At 67.6% G+C, this 15618-nt stretch carries 16 protein-coding genes; 10 read left to right on the top strand and 6 right to left on the bottom strand.

Annotated features, from left to right (window positions below; genetic code table 11):
* Positions 1-22: 22 nt before the first annotated feature.
* The 7 genes from WEB06_16415 (at position 23) to WEB06_16385 (ending at position 5671) form a co-directional block, all read left to right on the top strand.
* Positions 23-784, top strand: coding sequence for a hypothetical protein (locus WEB06_16415; GenBank protein ID MEX2557200.1), 762 nt, complete (start codon positions 23-25; stop codon positions 782-784).
* Complete coding sequence (locus WEB06_16410) at positions 781-1557, top strand: hypothetical protein (protein ID MEX2557199.1); 777 nt, start codon at positions 781-783, stop codon at positions 1555-1557. Before WEB06_16415 ends, WEB06_16410 begins: the two co-directional genes overlap by 4 nt.
* Before the next feature lie 63 nt (positions 1558-1620).
* The gene (locus WEB06_16405; protein MEX2557198.1) at positions 1621-2178 is read left to right on the top strand and encodes a DUF5319 family protein; all 558 of its coding nucleotides are present in this window, start codon (positions 1621-1623) and stop codon (positions 2176-2178) included.
* 9 nt (positions 2179-2187) lie between these two features.
* On the top strand, positions 2188-2622 hold the full coding sequence (locus WEB06_16400; GenBank protein MEX2557197.1) for a hypothetical protein: 435 nt from the start codon (positions 2188-2190) through the stop codon (positions 2620-2622).
* A gap of 54 nt (positions 2623-2676) precedes the next feature.
* A complete protein-coding gene (locus WEB06_16395; GenBank protein MEX2557196.1) occupies positions 2677-4389 on the top strand; it encodes a hypothetical protein in 1713 nt (570 codons plus the stop codon).
* Positions 4390-4420: 31 nt separating this feature from the next.
* The gene (locus tag WEB06_16390; GenBank protein MEX2557195.1) at positions 4421-4855 is read left to right on the top strand and encodes a gamma-glutamylcyclotransferase; all 435 of its coding nucleotides are present in this window, start codon (positions 4421-4423) and stop codon (positions 4853-4855) included.
* 18 nt (positions 4856-4873) lie between these two features.
* Positions 4874-5671, top strand: a complete 798-nt coding sequence (locus WEB06_16385) for a methyltransferase domain-containing protein (GenBank protein MEX2557194.1) — start codon at positions 4874-4876, stop codon at positions 5669-5671.
* Here WEB06_16385 and WEB06_16380 read toward each other — a convergent pair.
* Positions 5660-6028, bottom strand: coding sequence for a hypothetical protein (locus WEB06_16380; protein ID MEX2557193.1), 369 nt, complete (start codon positions 6026-6028; stop codon positions 5660-5662). The genes WEB06_16385 and WEB06_16380 overlap by 12 nt on opposite strands.
* A 244-nt stretch (positions 6029-6272) precedes the next feature.
* On the opposite strand from WEB06_16380, the gene WEB06_16375 reads away from it, so the two are divergent.
* The gene (locus tag WEB06_16375; protein ID MEX2557192.1) at positions 6273-7610 is read left to right on the top strand and encodes an adenylate/guanylate cyclase domain-containing protein; all 1338 of its coding nucleotides are present in this window, start codon (positions 6273-6275) and stop codon (positions 7608-7610) included.
* Here WEB06_16375 and WEB06_16370 read toward each other — a convergent pair.
* Positions 7607-9127 carry an AMP-binding protein gene (locus tag WEB06_16370; GenBank protein ID MEX2557191.1) on the bottom strand — a complete coding sequence of 507 codons (1521 nt, stop codon included), beginning with the start codon at positions 9125-9127 and terminating at the stop codon, positions 7607-7609. The genes WEB06_16375 and WEB06_16370 overlap by 4 nt on opposite strands.
* 62 nt (positions 9128-9189) lie before the next feature.
* Between WEB06_16370 and WEB06_16365 the strand changes: the two genes are divergently transcribed.
* On the top strand, positions 9190-9930 hold the full coding sequence (locus WEB06_16365; GenBank protein ID MEX2557190.1) for a PIG-L deacetylase family protein: 741 nt from the start codon (positions 9190-9192) through the stop codon (positions 9928-9930).
* A gap of 4 nt (positions 9931-9934) precedes the next feature.
* Here WEB06_16365 and WEB06_16360 read toward each other — a convergent pair whose 3' ends face one another.
* The 4 genes from WEB06_16360 to ligD form a co-directional block, all read right to left on the bottom strand.
* Positions 9935-10330 carry a PIN domain nuclease gene (locus tag WEB06_16360; protein MEX2557189.1) on the bottom strand — a complete coding sequence of 132 codons (396 nt, stop codon included), beginning with the start codon at positions 10328-10330 and terminating at the stop codon, positions 9935-9937.
* Positions 10327-10524, bottom strand: a complete 198-nt coding sequence (locus tag WEB06_16355; GenBank protein ID MEX2557188.1) for a type II toxin-antitoxin system VapB family antitoxin — start codon at positions 10522-10524, stop codon at positions 10327-10329. The genes WEB06_16360 and WEB06_16355 overlap by 4 nt, the downstream gene beginning before the upstream one ends.
* A gap of 72 nt (positions 10525-10596) precedes the next feature.
* Complete coding sequence (locus WEB06_16350) at positions 10597-12507, bottom strand: beta-N-acetylglucosaminidase domain-containing protein (protein MEX2557187.1); 1911 nt, start codon at positions 12505-12507, stop codon at positions 10597-10599.
* Positions 12508-12546: 39 nt separating this feature from the next.
* The gene (gene ligD / locus WEB06_16345) at positions 12547-15000 is read right to left on the bottom strand and encodes a non-homologous end-joining DNA ligase (GenBank protein ID MEX2557186.1); all 2454 of its coding nucleotides are present in this window, start codon (positions 14998-15000) and stop codon (positions 12547-12549) included.
* Between the two features lie 121 nt (positions 15001-15121).
* On the opposite strand from ligD, the gene WEB06_16340 reads away from it, so the two are divergent.
* Complete coding sequence (locus tag WEB06_16340; protein ID MEX2557185.1) at positions 15122-15565, top strand: cyclic nucleotide-binding domain-containing protein; 444 nt, start codon at positions 15122-15124, stop codon at positions 15563-15565.
* The last annotated feature ends 53 nt before the right edge of the window (positions 15566-15618 follow it).

Below are 15618 nucleotides of genomic sequence, written 5' to 3'. Positions count from 1 at the left end.
GGCGGCGGGTACATTACTTCTCGTGACGGGGGGATGGCTCGAGCACGAGATCCGTTCTTATCCACAGGTTCTCGCCTGCTCGATCACGGACGACGACATCGTCGTGTTGGTTCAGCCGGCAGCCGACCCCGTTTCCGTCGAGCGAGCCGTGACCGAGCTGCTCCGCGCACGCGGCGTGGACCTGCCGGTTCGCGTCTTCGGCGGGGCACGTCCCGTCTTCGTCGAGCCGCTCAAGATCCGCAACGGACGACCCGCCCTCGTGGGCTCTTTGGGTGGCGCGCTCGTGCTCGCGGCGGGTGTGTGGCTGGCCGGCAGTGGGGTAGGACTCCGGGGTAGCACCGGCAGCCGAACCCAGAACACCACGGAGCTCGTTCTAGCGCCTCCCGTCGTGCGGAACCTCGTGAACGTGCCGTCCGCCGGCGGTGACCGGCCCATGCCGCCGGAGCCGCCCGCGCCGCCCGCGCCTCAGCCGCTGGAGCCGATCCTCCGCCCCGTCAGCCGCGGGCCGTTGCTTAGCCCTCCGAAGCCGCCGACCTCCGTGCCGCCTCCGATGGTGCAGCCGCCTCCGGTCGTGGGGCCGCCTCCGGCCCCCGAGCCTCCGACGGGACCCGGCCCGGGACCCGTGCCCGACCCCAACGGGGAAGTCCCGACGACCGTCTCATGCCACCCACCCCAGGTGCGGCCGGAGCTTCGCCCGAAACCCGGGCGCGGACACGGGACTCCTCCATGGGTTCACCACTGGACCAAGCCCCGACCGCATTGCGATCACGGGAGGCCGAAGTGACTCAGCAGCAGCCGCAGTCCGAGGCGGGGCTCGTCATCCAGGACCTCGTCTACGCGGGCCTCGACGCGCTCGGAGCGACGATGAGCCTCGATCTGTGCGCCTATCTCCATGCGGCCGGCGACCAAGGACCGCAGCTGTACCTTTCGCGTCCGTCGCTCGCGGAGATGGACGCGACCGAGGCCTTCAACCTGTTCTCGGCCTTGCGCGACACGCTCCAGGACGAGCACGACGGCGACGAGATCATCCTGCTCGGCGGTTACCTCGCGCTGGCGGTGACGACGCGCGGCCGCCACTCGCGCGGCTTGCACGTGATCGGCCGTCGCGACCTCTCGCTCGAAGAGCCGGAGCGCGAGCTCTCGGTGAAGCTCTGCCGCTCGTTCGGCCGAGCGACGCACGCGCTCGAAAGCACGCCGGATCGCCCGCGTATCGTCGCTTCGCCGGCGCGCGTCGCCGTCGAGCTCGTCGGCGACCTCACCCGCGCCGAGGTGGCCGTCCCGCTCGGCGGGGAGGTTCGCACCGGCACCGCGGAAGCTCCATCCGCGCCGCGTGCCGTCGCGCTGGCGGTCATCGACGCGGTCGACCAGAGCCTCAAGCTCGGCGAGGCGATCGAGGGAGAGATCGGGACCGAGCGCGCCGTGCTCGTGCTGCTCTCCGACGAGCGCGGCCGCACCGTCCTCGGGGCGTCGCTCTGCGGTACCGGTTCCGATCCGCTCCAGGCGACGGCCACCGCGACGCTCGACGCCGCATCCCGCCTGCTCGAGCCGAGCGCGTAGCCGACCAGAACCCCCGCTCGAAGCCCCCGGCCGGGCTCACGGAGCCCCTGTTACGATGCTCCCATGAGCGAGATGGACCCCGAGGAACGCGAATCCGTCATCGAGGACCTCGAAGACCTCGAGGCCATGCGCGCCATCTTCGGCGACCGCGGGTACAAGGGCGTGGTCATCGTCTGCTCGGAGTGCGGCGAGGATCATTACTACGGCTGGGACATGCTCAAGGAGTCGCTCGAGCACATGCTGCAGACCGGCGAGCCGCGGATGCACGAGCCGGCGTTCGAGCCGCACCCCGACGAGTACCTCGGCTGGGATTACGCGCGCGGCTTCCTCGACGCGCTGACCGAGGCCGACACGGACGAGATGGAGGCGCCGGCCGACGAAGAGAAGCCGGCCGGGAACGCCTGGCTGTCCGAGCGCAACCGCTGCTCCTACTGCCGCGGCCGCTTGCCGCAGCGCGCGTGGGACGATTGGACGTACTGCCCGTACTGCGGGGCGTCACTCGCGCCGCTTCGGCTCGTCGACGCGCTCGCCGCGCGGGGCATGACCGCCGAGGAGATCGCCGGGCTCATGGACGACAGCGGCTTCGAGCCCCCGCTCGAGGTCGGCGAGGAATCCGAGTAAGGGCCGGCCGTGGCCGAGCTCGTCGATCCGTCCCTCTTCGACGAGGACTACCTCTCCTTCTCCGACGAGATCCTTTACGCCCGAGCGGAGCGACGCCGACGCCGCGTCCACATCGCCGTTCGCACATTCACCGTCCCGGAGATCCGGGACTGGCTGATCGGCGCAGGCTTTACGGCACTCGATGCGCTCGGTGCAGAGGGCGGCCATTCTCGATCGACAGGGCCCGCCTGGTCGTCGTCGCGACCGCTTGACGCCGACCGCAACCTGACTTGCAGCCGGAACCGAGAGCTAGGCTTCATCAGCACGCATCGCGATCGCTCCGGACTCGATCGCGATGAGCTCATTGCGCAATGCGTGCGCGGGAGTACGCTGCACTGGAAGGTATGGCCGTCCGCCGGTGACCTCCATCGCCTTCGGGTCGTACCTGGAGAACGGCATTTCTGAAAAGGTGCTGACGCTATGACCCGCCCGAGACGATCCATGGGCTCACGCGAAAGAGTGATTCGTCTCCTGATCGTGCTGTCGCTCCTGGCCGCAGGATGCAGACAAGAAGGGCCGCGAGCCGACGAGGCGCCAGAAACCGACGGCACCTTCACCGCCGCCGGGGCCGGGTGTCTTACGCTCGCTTCTGGTGGCTCCGGCAAGCCTGAAGGGCGTTATCAGCCGGTCACGGTGGACGGCTTCATGTTCGTCAAGGACCTGTCGAGTGGGCACACGGTTCCTGTGATGAGGGGGGATGGCGCCGGATCGATGTCTGCCGATGGGCGGTATGCGGCGTTCGAGATCGACGGCATGACCGTGTATGTGCGGGACACGAAGACAGGAAAGGAGATCCCGGTCTCGGTTCTGCCCTCTGGGGGGTACGCGAGCCGGGATGTCAGGGTCGTGACGCCTTCGAGGCACTTCGCCTCCATCTCGGCGGACGGAGGATTCGTCGTTTTCTCTCACGGCGACCCGCGCCTGGCACCGGGGGATTCCAACGGCAAGATCGATATCTTCGTTCGGGATCTCGTCGCGAAAACGACAGAACGAGTCTCGGTGTCTTCCAGCGGCGCTGAAGCGGACGGAGACAGCTGGTCCGGAGTCGCCGCGATCTCTCGGGACGGCCGGCACGTCGTCTTCGTTTCCTCAGCCACGAATCTGGTGAAGGAGGATCGCAACGGGATGTCCGATGTCTTCGTTCGCGACAGGCTCCTCGGAAAGACCGTGCGAGTGTCGGTTGCCTCATCCGGTGAGGAGGGCGACCGGTCCGGAGGTAGCGTCGATGCCGCGATCGCGCGTGATGGCCGTTTCGTGGTGTTCTCGTCTGGTGCTGGGAACCTCGTCCCCGATGACAAGAACGAGTTCGGCGACGTCTTTGTGCACGACCTGGTCGGCGGCGGAACGATCCGCGCGTCCCGCGATGCGATGGACAGAGAGCTCCCTCGAGGGGCCGGCTTGCGCGGCGTTCTCCCCATCAGTGCCGATGGGAGCTGCGTGGCGTTCGCCGCCGAACCCGATCCGACGGCCGGCGGGGGACGGCTGTTCCTTCGGGACCTCGGAACGGGAACGACGAGGTCCGTGCCGAGCGAGTCGGATCAATGGCCGAAGGGGTTCAGGGTTCACCGGGCAGAAGCAGGCTCTCTCTTCCCCGACGGTGGGACGGTCCTGCTGGATCAAGATCTCCTCGACCACGGGCAAGTGAGCGCTCTGGATCTTCTGAGCGGAACCGTTGTGCCGATCCATCCGGCCGCCCGTCGTCTTTGGGCTGTCTCGCCGGAATGTTCTCCTCCACGCGACGCGCTGCTCCTCGATCCGACGCAGCACTGGCGCATCTGCTACCCGAGCACCTGGTGGGTCGAGCAGTATCCGGATGCTCCACAGGATGCTCGATGGTCGTTGGAGAGCACTTTTGATGAGAAGGCCAAAGATAGGATCGAGCTCGTCATGGGTGTCGCACACGAGGAGACGGAACGCTCCTTCGAAGGTGACTCCGCGTGCGTCAAAGGTGAGTACATCACCCAGATCATCGACTGCGGCGTGGTCGAGATCGCAGGTCATCCCTGGGGGTTTCAATACGGGATCGACTTCAACGGATCGCACTCTGTCTGGTATTACACGACCTTCGGAAAGTCTCGGTTCATGGGTCACGGAGTCACCGGTGCGGAAGGCGACCTCGATGCACGGGTGAAGATGATTCGGTCCATCCTGGAAACGTCTCGACTCAGCTAAGCCTCGTCACAGCACAACGGAGGTCAGGTGCGTGCTCTACTTCGCCTACGGCAGCAACATGGATCCCATGCAGATGAGCTCGCGCGCACCGGAGGCCCGCGCGCTCGGGGCCGCGAGGCTTGCAGGCTGGCGGCTCACGTTCACCCGGGACTCCCCGTCGTGGGGAGGCGGCGTCGGCCACATCGAGCCCGACGTCGCCGACGAAGTTTGGGGTGTCCTCTGGGACGCGACGGAAGCCGACATGACCGCGCTGGACGAATACGAAGGGATCGCCGGCGGCGCCTACGTCCGCGATAGCGTGACCGTGACGCACAACGGTTACAAGGTGGAGGCGATCGTCTACCTGGCGGTCCCGCGCGGTTTCAAGCGCCCGTCGAAGCGCTACATCGCCGCACTCGTTCGCGGCGCCGAAGCGCACGGCCTCCCGGCCGGGTACGTCGAGCGACTGCGCGCACTTCCGGACTGACGACATACGATCCATCTCGTGGCGTACACCCTCAAGGTCGGCGAAGCGGAGATCGACCGCTATCGACGCATGGCCGAGTCGGCTCGCAGGCTCGAGGCCGATTCGTGGACCCTGGCCGGCATCGTCCCCGGCGCGCGGGTCGCCGACGTCGGGTGCGGGCCGGGGCTCCCGCTATGCGAAATGGCAAAAGCCGTTGCTCCCGGCGGAGAAGCCACCGGCGTCGAGCGCGAGCCGGGGACCATGGCGACGGCGACGGCGATCCTCGAGCGGGAAGGGATCACGAACGCGCGCGTGATCACCGGCGACGCCGGGGCGACCGGCTTGGAGCCGGGGAACTTCGACGCCGTGATGATGCGGCACGTGCTCGCGCACAACGGCGGCCGCGAGCAAGAGATCGTCGACCACCTCGCCACGCTGGTGAAGCCGGGCGGCTACGTCTATCTCGTGGATGTGGACGCGACCGCGATCCGAGCAGTTCCGTCGAGTCCCGAGTTCGAGGAACTGACGACCCGGTACATCGAGCTCCATGAGGAGCTCGGCAACGACCTCTCGATCGGGCTGAAGCTCCCGATCTTGTTGGACGCCGCCGGCCTCGAGGTCGTCGAGCGGCGAGGCGTCTACGACTCCCTCGAGCGCTCTCCTGAGATGCGTGGTCCCGCGTGGGCGGCCCGCGAGACGCTGATCGAGCGGGGCTTTGCGACGGAGGCCGACTTCGCCCGGTGGGAGAAGGCGATCCAGCGCGACGCCGAAGCGCCGGGCCTGAAGCTCATCTACTTCCCGGTTCTTTGGGCGATCGGGCGGCGCTCAGCCGAGTAGACGGTACCCGGACGCCTCGCTGTCCCAGGTTCGCTGGGTAACGCCTTCGGCCTTCAGGTCGGCGTAGCGCGGACGCTCGGTCGGGGTTTTGGGCAACTCGCGTCGCAACTCCACGTAACGGGGTACGGCGAACCGAGCCATCCGTGTCGCGCAGAAGTCGAGCAGAGCGGCCGGGTCGACGACGGCACCACCGCGCGGCTGGGCGGGTACCGGCTTACGCTCACCCGCGACTCGCCGGCGTGGGGCGGCGGCGTCGCCCACATCGATCCCGATCCAGATTCCGAAGTATGGGGCGTGCTTTGGGACCTCACCGACCGAGCACTTCGCCGCGCTCGATACGTACGAGGGGATCGACATCGGGGCGTACGTCCGCGACGTCGTTACGGTCTCATTCGACGGCCGCGATGTCGACGCGCAGGTCTACTTCGCGATCCCGCGCGGATACAAGAAGCCGTCGAAGAGGTACCTGTCGGCGCTCATCCGTGGCGCCCAAGCCCACGGCTGCTCGGACGACTACGTCGAGCAGCTGCGCCGCGTACTCGCTTGACGGCGCGTTGGCGAGCTTGCCGCACCCGCCTGGCCCTGTGCAAGAATCGGCCGGATGAGGCCTCCCTCCACGCTTTTCGCCCGCCTCGGCAGTGATCGCATCGCCTATCAGGTGCTCGGCGATGGTCCGCCGGATCTCGTGCTGACGATCGGATCGGTGGGCCACATCGACCTCAAGTGGGACGAGCCCGTCTTCGAAGACTTCCACCGGCGCATCGCTACACTCGGGCGCCTGATCACCTTCGACGGACGGGGGAGCGGAGCATCGGATCCGCTCCCGCCGGGCTCGCGCTTCGCGTGGGAGAGTTGGGTCGAGGATCTTCGCACCGTCATGGATGCTGCGGGCTCCGAACGTGCCGTCATCATCGGCGCCCTCGATGCGGGGCCCACCGCGATCCTGTTCGCTGCGACCCACCCGGACCGCACCGCGGCACTTGTGCTCATCAACACCTCAGCAAGGATCACGCACGCGGACGACTACCCTGCCGGCCTTCCGACAGAGGTGTCCACCCAGCTGATCTCCGTCATCACGGAGAACTGGGGGACGCCGAGGATGAGCGAGATCCTCTATCCCGACCGCGCCGGCGACCGCCGGTTCACGGAGTGGTTCGCGAAATACCAACGCGCTGCCGCGAGCCCACGCGTCATGGCCGATCACATGGATCAGACGTTCTCGATCGACGTACGCGAGGTCCTTCCGCTGGTTCAGGCGCCGACGCTCATCCTCAACCGGCAAGACAACCCGTTCGTCCCGATGGCACAGTCGACGTACCTCGCCGAGAACATCCAGGGTTCCCGGTTCGTGGAGCTTCCTGGGAGCGGAAGCGGTGTGATGGGTCAGCACGTCGAGGAATTGGCGGCCGCCCTTCGGGAGTTCCTCACCGGAGCGCGCGGCGAACCCGACGTGGACCGGGTCCTCGCCACCGTGCTCTTCACCGACATCGTCAACTCGACCGCTCTTGCCGCGGAGGTTGGGGACCGCCAGTGGCGCCGGCTGCTGGACCGGCACGATCGCACCGCGCGAGCAGAGGTGGAGCGCTACCGCGGCCGGTTCGTGAAGTCCACCGGGGACGGGCTACTGGCCACGTTCGACGCCCCGACGAGGGCGCTCCGGTGTGCGTTCGAACTGGCCGAAGCGCTGGCAGGCTCCGGCTTGTCTATCCGCGCGGGACTGCACACGGGCGAGATCGAGCTGCGCGGAGAAGACGTCGGCGGCATCGGCGTCCACATAGCGGCGCGAACCGCCGCCGAGGCAGGTGCCGGACAGGTGGTTGTGACGCGTACCGTGCGTGACCTGGCGACCGGCACGGACCTCAGATTCACGTCGCGAGGGTCGGTCGGGCTGCGAGGCGTTCCCGACGACTGGGAGCTGTTCCAGGCGGCGACCGTTTAGCGCTCGTTACGCGAGCGATCCCACGACCGTTCGCCGATGCCTTCTGAACGCAGCTCCGCGTACCGGGGGCGTTCCGTCGGTGTCTTCGGTATCTCGGTCCGGATCTCGACGTAGCGGGGGACGGCGTACGCGGCCATCCGGGTCGCGCAGAAATCCGTCAGCGCCCGCGGATCGATCGTTACCCCATCGCGCGGCACGACCACGACCTTGATCTCGTCCTCGCCGAGCTCGCTAGGGACCGCGTGCGCGGCCGACTCGAGAACGCCCGGAAACTGGTTCACGACGTTCTCGACCTCCCACGCGCTCACGTTCTCGCCGCGCCGGCGCATCGATTCCTTCTTTCGGCCGGCGTAGTAGAAGAACCCATCCTCGTCCCGCCAGGCGCGGTCGCCGGTGTGGAACCAGCCGTGGCGGAACGCTTCGTCGGTGGCCTCGGGCTGGTTCAGGTAGTAGTGCGTTCGGCCTTCCGCCGCGCGCAGCCCGAGCTCTCCGACGAGCCCCGGCCCCATCTCGAAGCTGGCCTCGTCGAGGATCGCGGCCTCGCAGCCGGCGACCGGCTTCCCCATCGAGCCGACACGCCCCTCGAGGTTGATCAGGTAGCCCGGCGCATCGACCATCGAGAACTGCTCGACGATCTTCACCCCGAAGCGATCCTGGAACGGCTCCCATGCGTGCGGCGGACAGCCGGCGGAGAGACACACCCGCACGGGGTTGTCGCGGTCGTTGTCGCGCGGAGGTTGCTTCAGCAGGATCGGGATGATCGCGCCCACGTGATTGAACTCGACGGCCTCGAACTCCCGGCACTCGTCCCAGAACCGGCTCGCGGAGAACCGTTCGGACACCGCGATCGCGGTATCGAGGAACATCGCGCCGAGCACCGAGATCGCCAGAGGGTTCCCGTGGAAGAGCGGCAGACAGGTGTAGAGGGTCTCGCCCGCGGCGACCTCCATGGCCTGCCACATGGCCAGCAAGGGGGCGATGTCGGTCCTGGTCGGGACGACGCCCTTCGGCGGGCCGGTGGTTCCGCTGGTGTAGAGGACCCCGAACGTTGAGCCCTCGGCCTCTTCGTACGGAAGCTCGCGCGCGGGTCCCGCGAGCACGTCGCTCAGCGTGATCCCACCCGAGCCGGCAACGGGGGCTCCCCGCACGATCTCGACGAGCCCGTCCCCCTCGTACTGGGGTTGCAGCGCCGCGTCGATCACGATGCCGCGCGCGCCGGAATCGCGCAGCAGGAACGCGAGCGTTTCGCCGCGCTGCGCCGTGTTGACCGGCACCGGCGCGAGACCCGCGCAGATGGCTCCGAAATGCGCGTAGAGGAACTCCGGGCAGTTGGGGAGCATGACCGCGACGCGGTCGCCCGTGCGCAGACCCGCGTCGCGATAGCCGCCGGCGACGCGGAGAACGTTCGCATAGAACGATCCCCACGTCTCGCGAACGCCGTCCATCTTGAGGAACACGTGCTCGGGATGTTCCTGAGCCCGGTACTCCATCAACGCCGCGACCACGTGCTTCGCCATCGGGCGGCATCCTAGTGAGGAGCCCGGTAGACTCGCCTTTCGTCACCGGGAGGAGCGACGCGATGGATTACGAAGGGCTCGAGCTCGAGCGGGTCATGGTCATCTACGCGCACCCCGACGACGCCGAGTTCGGCGCGTCCGGCACCTGCGCGAAGTGGGCGCGCGAGGGGGTCCAGGTCACGTACTGCATGGTGACCAACGGCGCCTCAGGCTCGTCCGATCCGGAGATGACCCGCGAGAAGCTCGCCGACATCCGCCGGCAGGAGCAGCTCCAAGCCGCGGAGATCCTCGGCATCGAAAACGTGATCTTCATGGGCTTCGAGGACGGCTATCTGTATCCGGACCTGGAGCTGCGCAAGGCCGTCGCGCGCGAGATCCGCAAGGTCAAGCCCGATGCGATCATCTCGCAGGACCCAACGAGCCGGTACTGGGCGCCGGCGTATCTCAACCATCCCGACCACATCGCGGTCGGCGAGGTCGTGTTCCGCTCGATCAACCCCGACGCGTCCAGTGGCCTGATGTTCCCGGAGCTGTGGAAGGAAGAGGGCCTCGAGCCGCACAAGCCCAAGGCGCTGTTCGTCGTCGCGTTCAGCGACCCCGACGTCTTCATCGACATCACCGACACGATCGACCTCAAGGTGAAGGCGCTCGAGGCGCACGCATCGCAGGTCGGCGAATGGCCGGTGGGGGAGTTCATCCGCGAGCGCAACAAGCAGATCGCCGCGGCCGCCAAGGAGAAGGGCTTCGAGGGCGCCTTCGAGTACGCCGAGTCCTACAAGCTGTTCCGGCTCGAAGAGTTCTGATCTCCTACGAGAAGATCGTCAACGGCGTGCAAGAAGCGAGGCGGTTGAAATCCTCATCCGCGTGCAGGATCGGTGCGCCCTCGCGGACGCAGGGCGCTGCGATCAGACAGTCCAACGTCTTTCGGACCGTGACGCCGGCGCGACGCGCAGACCGATAGAGGCCAGCGGCCAGCGCGAAGTCGTCAAGGGATCCCAGCCTCAAGGTCGGGAACAACCGGAGGTAGCGTTCGACGCGCGCGGCCTCCCGCTCGGTCCGAAGCCCCTGGAGCACTTCGGTGAAGATGACGTCGGTCAAAGCGATCGGTGCGCCGTCCTCGAGCAGCTCGACGCAACGGAGGGCCTGTGGCGTGTCATTCGCGTTCAGGACGTCGATCCAGACGCTGGTATCGACGACGATCATGATCGGGCTGCGCGGCTCCGCCCGAGATCGCCTTCCCACCGCACCCGGCCGCGAAGCTTGAGGATCCCGGCCCGCCGATATCGTGCGACCAGCTCTCGGAGCGCCAAGTCGACCGCTTCGCGTTTGGTGCGCGCGCCGGTGAGACGCTGAACCTCCCGGAGAACCACGTCGTCGATATCGATGTTCGTCCTCATACACATGAGGATACACCTTGAACCCTATAGTTGTACACATCGAGAAGAGCGAGAAGAAACCGGTCGGATCAGTCAGGTGAGGGTCAACCGCGCGCCGGTCGTGAGGCCCGCCGCGTCCGTGGCGATCACGGTCAGAAGGCTTTCGCCGGGCTCGATGGGAACCGTTGCTTCGAACGAGCCGTCGGACCGAAGCATCACCGGGTTTCCGTTCACGGTGACGGTCACGGGTCCCGAGACGGCGATCGGCCCGGCCGGAAGCCACCCGAGGAACGCCTCGTGCACGAAGCCGGTGAACGCGTCCATTTGATTCTCGCGAACGTACACCTGGTCGATCGAGTGCTGGAACCGGTCGCCGTGGACGCTGTAGGGAGTCGCGCGCATCACGGTCTCTCGGGGAAGCAGCGTCGTCAGCGCGTCCATCACCCTTGCGAGCTCGGGAGCGCGCGCGACCCCCGTCACGGTAACGGCGCCACTCGACGAAGCGATGATCTTCGCATCGAGCGCCGGCCGTAGGGCGGCGAGGAGATCGGTGGCCGCCAGCCCGGCCGCGACGTTGCGTTCGAGCGTCGCCAGGTGGTTCTTGGTCTCCGCGATGAACCGGGCGTTGCCGAGCCCGGCGCGGAGCAGACCCGGGGCGGCACCCTCGTCGCCCAGCTCGGAAACCAGCGCGGCCCAAGGCTCCGGCCAGAAGGCGTCGCCGAACGTGTCTCGGACCGCCTCCCAACGGGCACGGAACACAGGCGCTTCGGTCCGATCCATCGGCGTCGAGCGCATCTGAGCGACCACATCGAACACTGCGTCCGACAGCGGACCTCCGAACTCCGCGATTCCCTCCAGCCACGCGTCCTCGGCCAAGCATCCGGCGACGTCGTCATCGAGCGGGCAGGTCGCTGCGGACGTCGTGAAAGCGGCCGGGTCGTTCTGGTACGCGGCCACCGAGTAGAGCGGGACCTTCGAAGCCTCGGCTTCGTTCATCGGGTTCGCCACGATCCCGTCGATGACCGCCGCGAGGTCGGCGCCGCGGCCCTTGTACGGCCCCGTGTTGAGCTTGAAGTTCGTCGGCAGGCCGGTCGAGGAGAAGATGTTGCCGTTGTAGTCGTTGACCGGGAAGTTGTCCCAGATCAACAGCTTGCGCGGACCCGACGCCGGCGTCGAGATCGCGGCGCTGTACGCTGCTGCCTCCGACGCCAGGATCTCCGGCGACACGACGTGCGTCCCGGTCCACATCACCGGGATGTCGGCGTCCAAGGTCTCGCCGAATGATTTCAGGTAGGCGCTGGCCGCCGTACCGCTGTACTCGGCCGGCACCGTCAGCACCTGGACGGGTGCCTCATCCGGCGAGGCCGGGAACTCGGCTCGCAGTCGCTCGCGGGCGCGGTTGAGCAGATCCGCGTTCATCCGTCCGTACGCGGCGTCGCCCAGACCGTAGGTGAGCAGATCCTCGACGTGGGTCGAGAGCTTCTGCACGTCGTCGAACGAGATCATGAACGTGCGGACCCCGGCCTCGGCGAACGGGCGAAGCTTCGCGACGAGCGCCTCGAGGTCGGCGGGGCACGAGAAGCAGATGTCCCGGCTCGGCGGGCCGTCGGGGAGCGCCGCGGAAGGGATCAGCGGGAACCCGGGGCTGAGGTTCGGCACCCACTCGACGCCGAGCGAACGAGCCAGGGCGATCTCTTGCGTGAACGCGGTCATCTGCTCCGCGGGGTACGGCGCTCGCCACCGCAGCCGCTGGTAAACGTCGTCCTTCGCCGCGTGGATGTAGATGTTCATCCGCGGCCGGCCGGTGTCGCGCCACGGCCTGCCCATCCACGCGAGCACGCTCATCCGATCGTCGTGCGTCCACGGCCGTCCGTACGGACCGAAGATGACGCCGCGATAGCGGTAGGGCTCACCAGCCGCCTGCGCGGGAGCCCAGCTCGGCGGCACGGCGAGGCCGGCCACGACAACGAGGAGTAGGAAGAGCGGCGATCGGCGGCGTCTCACCCCGATGGGATTCGTCGCGCGGGGATCGCCTCCTCCCGGTCAGCCTTCGTACACGCAGTCCTCGGGCGCCTTGTCCTCGCGAAGGCCCTTGAACGAGGCGGCCCGCATCCGGAACTGCGACGTGAACTCGAGGTACTCGACCTCGCAGACCAGCTCCGGCCGGACCCAGCGCACGCCGCGGAGGTCGACCTCGTCCTTGGGCGGCGTCGGGACCGGCGACTCCTTTGTCTCGAGCGGCCGCAACTTCTCGGACAGCGTCTTCAATGTCCGGTCGGTGAAGCCGGTGCCGACGTGCCCTGCGTAGATCAGCTTCCCGTCCTTGTACACCCCGACCAGCAGCGCGCCGATCGAGCCGTCGCGCCGGCCCTCACCCGCCGACCAACCGATGATCACGCAGCCCTGCCGGTTGACCGCCTTGATCTTGACCCAGTCCTTGGTGCGCCGGCCGGGGACGTAGCGCGAGCCTTTGCGCTTGGCGATGACTCCTTCGAGGCCCCGTCTCTTCACTTCGGCGAACAGTTTCTTTCCTTCCCGCTCGATGGCGACCGAGTTCTGCACGCGCGGCCCGGGCACCAGGACGCGTCGCAGCGCCTCCGTCCGCTCCTCGAGCGGTCGGTCGATCAGCGACTCGCCGTCGAGCCACAGCAGGTCGAACGCGATGAAGATCACCGGGTTGGCCTTCAAGTCACGCTCCGTCGGCTTCGCCAGCGTGAACCGGCTCTGCAGCCGCTCGAACGACGGCCGCCCATCCTTGGAGAGCACCACGATCTCACCGTCGACGAGCGCGTTGTCCCCGGCGAGCAGCCCGTGCATGTCGACCAGCTCCGGGTATTGGACGTTGACGTCTCGGCCGCGTCGCGAGACGAGCCGAGTCTTTTCACCCCCGAGGTAGGCGAAGGTCCGCACGCCGTCCCACTTCACCTCGAACGTCCACTTCGGGTCGTCGAACGGCTTCCCGCCCGCGGTGGCGAGCATCGGCTGCAGGACGGGCGGCATCGGCTTCGCGGCGAGCGGGCCGGACCGTGTGGAGCGGAAGATCAGCCAGTTCTTCTCGTCGGTCTTGACGATGTGGTACTCGCCGTCCAGCCGCTCGCCGTAGAGCCGGATCGTGATCTTCTTGTCGGTCCACTCGAGCGGCTCGTAGGTGCCCTCGTCGAAGATCCGCACTTCGCCTGCGCCGTACTCGCCCTTCGGGATCTGCCCCTCGAACGAGCCGTATTCCATGGGATGATCCTCGACGTGGACCGCGAGCCGGCGGACGCCCGGCTCTTCGGGCAGCCCCTTGGGTACCGCGAACGACACGAGCACGCCGCCGCGCTCGAGCCGAAGGTCGTAATGGAGCCGCCGGGCGTGGTGCTTGTGGATCATGAACGTCGGCCGGTCGACTTCCACCGTGCCGGGCTTGCCGGCCGGCTCGGATGTGATCGCGAAATCGCGCTTCCTCTTGTACTCCTTGAGCGGCTCGGCCGGTGCTTCGGCGCGCAGATCGGCCGGAGCGTCGAGCTTCGAGCGGTCGATACCGAGCGCGTCCATCGCCTTGTTGAGGTTCTGCCCCTTCTTCGACCCCCCATCGAGCACGGGGGCGAACAGGTCGCCCACCTGCTCGTAGCGGTTCCAGACCGTCGCGATCGTGAAGTCACGGGGCTCGATGTCCTGCTCGAGCTCGTCCCACTTCAGCGGCGTGGAAACCGGTGCGCCGGGCTTGGCGCGAACCGAATACACCGAGCCGATGTTGCGTCCCTCCGACACCATGGCGTAGTCGAGGAACACCTTCCCGGCGCGCTTGGCGATCTCCCATTCCATCGTGGTGCCCTCGGGCCAGGTCCGGTTGATCAACCGGCAGACCCGCTCGACGAACGCGCGGGCCTCGGAATAGGTATGCGTCCCGTCGAGCGGCACGAAGACCTGCATCCCCGTCGCGCCCGAGGTCTTCGGATAGCCCCGGAGCCCGAGCTTCTCCAGGGCGACCTTCACCATGACCGCCACGCGCCGCACGGTCTCGAAGGTGATCGGCTCGAACGGATCCAGATCGAAGAACGCGTAGTCCGGCCGGTCGATCCGGCCCGCTCGCGAGTGAAGGGGATGCATCTCGAGGCATCCGAGGTTCGCGACGAACAGCAGCGACGCCGTGTTGTTCGCCATCAGGAAGTCGATCGATCGGTTCCTCGACAGGCCGGTGACGCGCGCCCGCGGGACCCAGTCCGGCGTGTGCGAGGGAGCCTGCTTCTCGTAGAACTCGGGCCCGGCGATCCCGTCGGGCATCCGCAGCAGCGTCAGCGGCCTGTCGCGCAGGTGGGGGAGGATCATCGGCGCCAGGTTGTAGTAAGCGGTGAGCAGGTCGCCCTTCGTGTAGCCCTCGTCGGGCCAATACGCCTTGTTCCAGTTCGAGAGCCGCACCTCGACGCCGTCGAGATCCGCGTACCAATGCTGCCCGCGCTTCGTGACGGGGAGCTCACGCGGGAACTTCAGTGCGGGTCGGCGGGCGGCTGCCATCGGGCTAGAGCGTAGTGAGGTTCCTCACACCGGGCGAGTGAGGTTTCCCATTGGCGTCGCGGCAAGAAAGACGCAGCATGACACCCGACCGGATCGCCGGGAACTGAGGAGGTCGATCGCGATGGCGCGTCGAGAGCGAGCCGCTTCGGACAAGGTCGAAGTGCTACGAGGGATCAAGCTCTTCTCAGGCTGCAGCCCCAGCGAGCTGGCGAGACTCGCCCAGCTGTTCGACGAGGGCCGGCGAGCCGCCGGGACCACCCTGGTTCAGGAGGGCAAGCCCGGCGCCGAGTTCTTCGTGATCGTGGAAGGACGCGCCGAAGCGACGCTCCGCGGGCAGCACCTGGCGACCCTCGAGCCCGGCGACTTCTTCGGTGAGATGAGTCTGCTCGAGGTCGCGCCGCGAGCAGCGACGGTCGTCGCAGAGACAGACCTGTCGCTGCTCGTCCTCGAGCCGCGCGGTTTCGCGAGCCTGTTGGCCGTCGCACCGAACGTGGGCATGAAGATGATGCGCGCGATGTCGGAGCGTCTCCGCGCGATGGAGACCACGACCGCGTACGCCCGCTAGGCACCGAGCGGGGGAGGGGGGGGGGGGGGGGGGGGGGGGGGGGGGGGGGGGGG

This window comes from Actinomycetota bacterium (genome assembly GCA_040905475.1).
In the GTDB taxonomy this organism is placed as follows: Bacteria; Actinomycetota; AC-67; order AC-67; family AC-67; genus DATFGK01.
The sequence above is the reverse complement of the archived record's forward strand: the minus strand, read 5'-3'. Positions and strand labels throughout refer to the sequence as shown.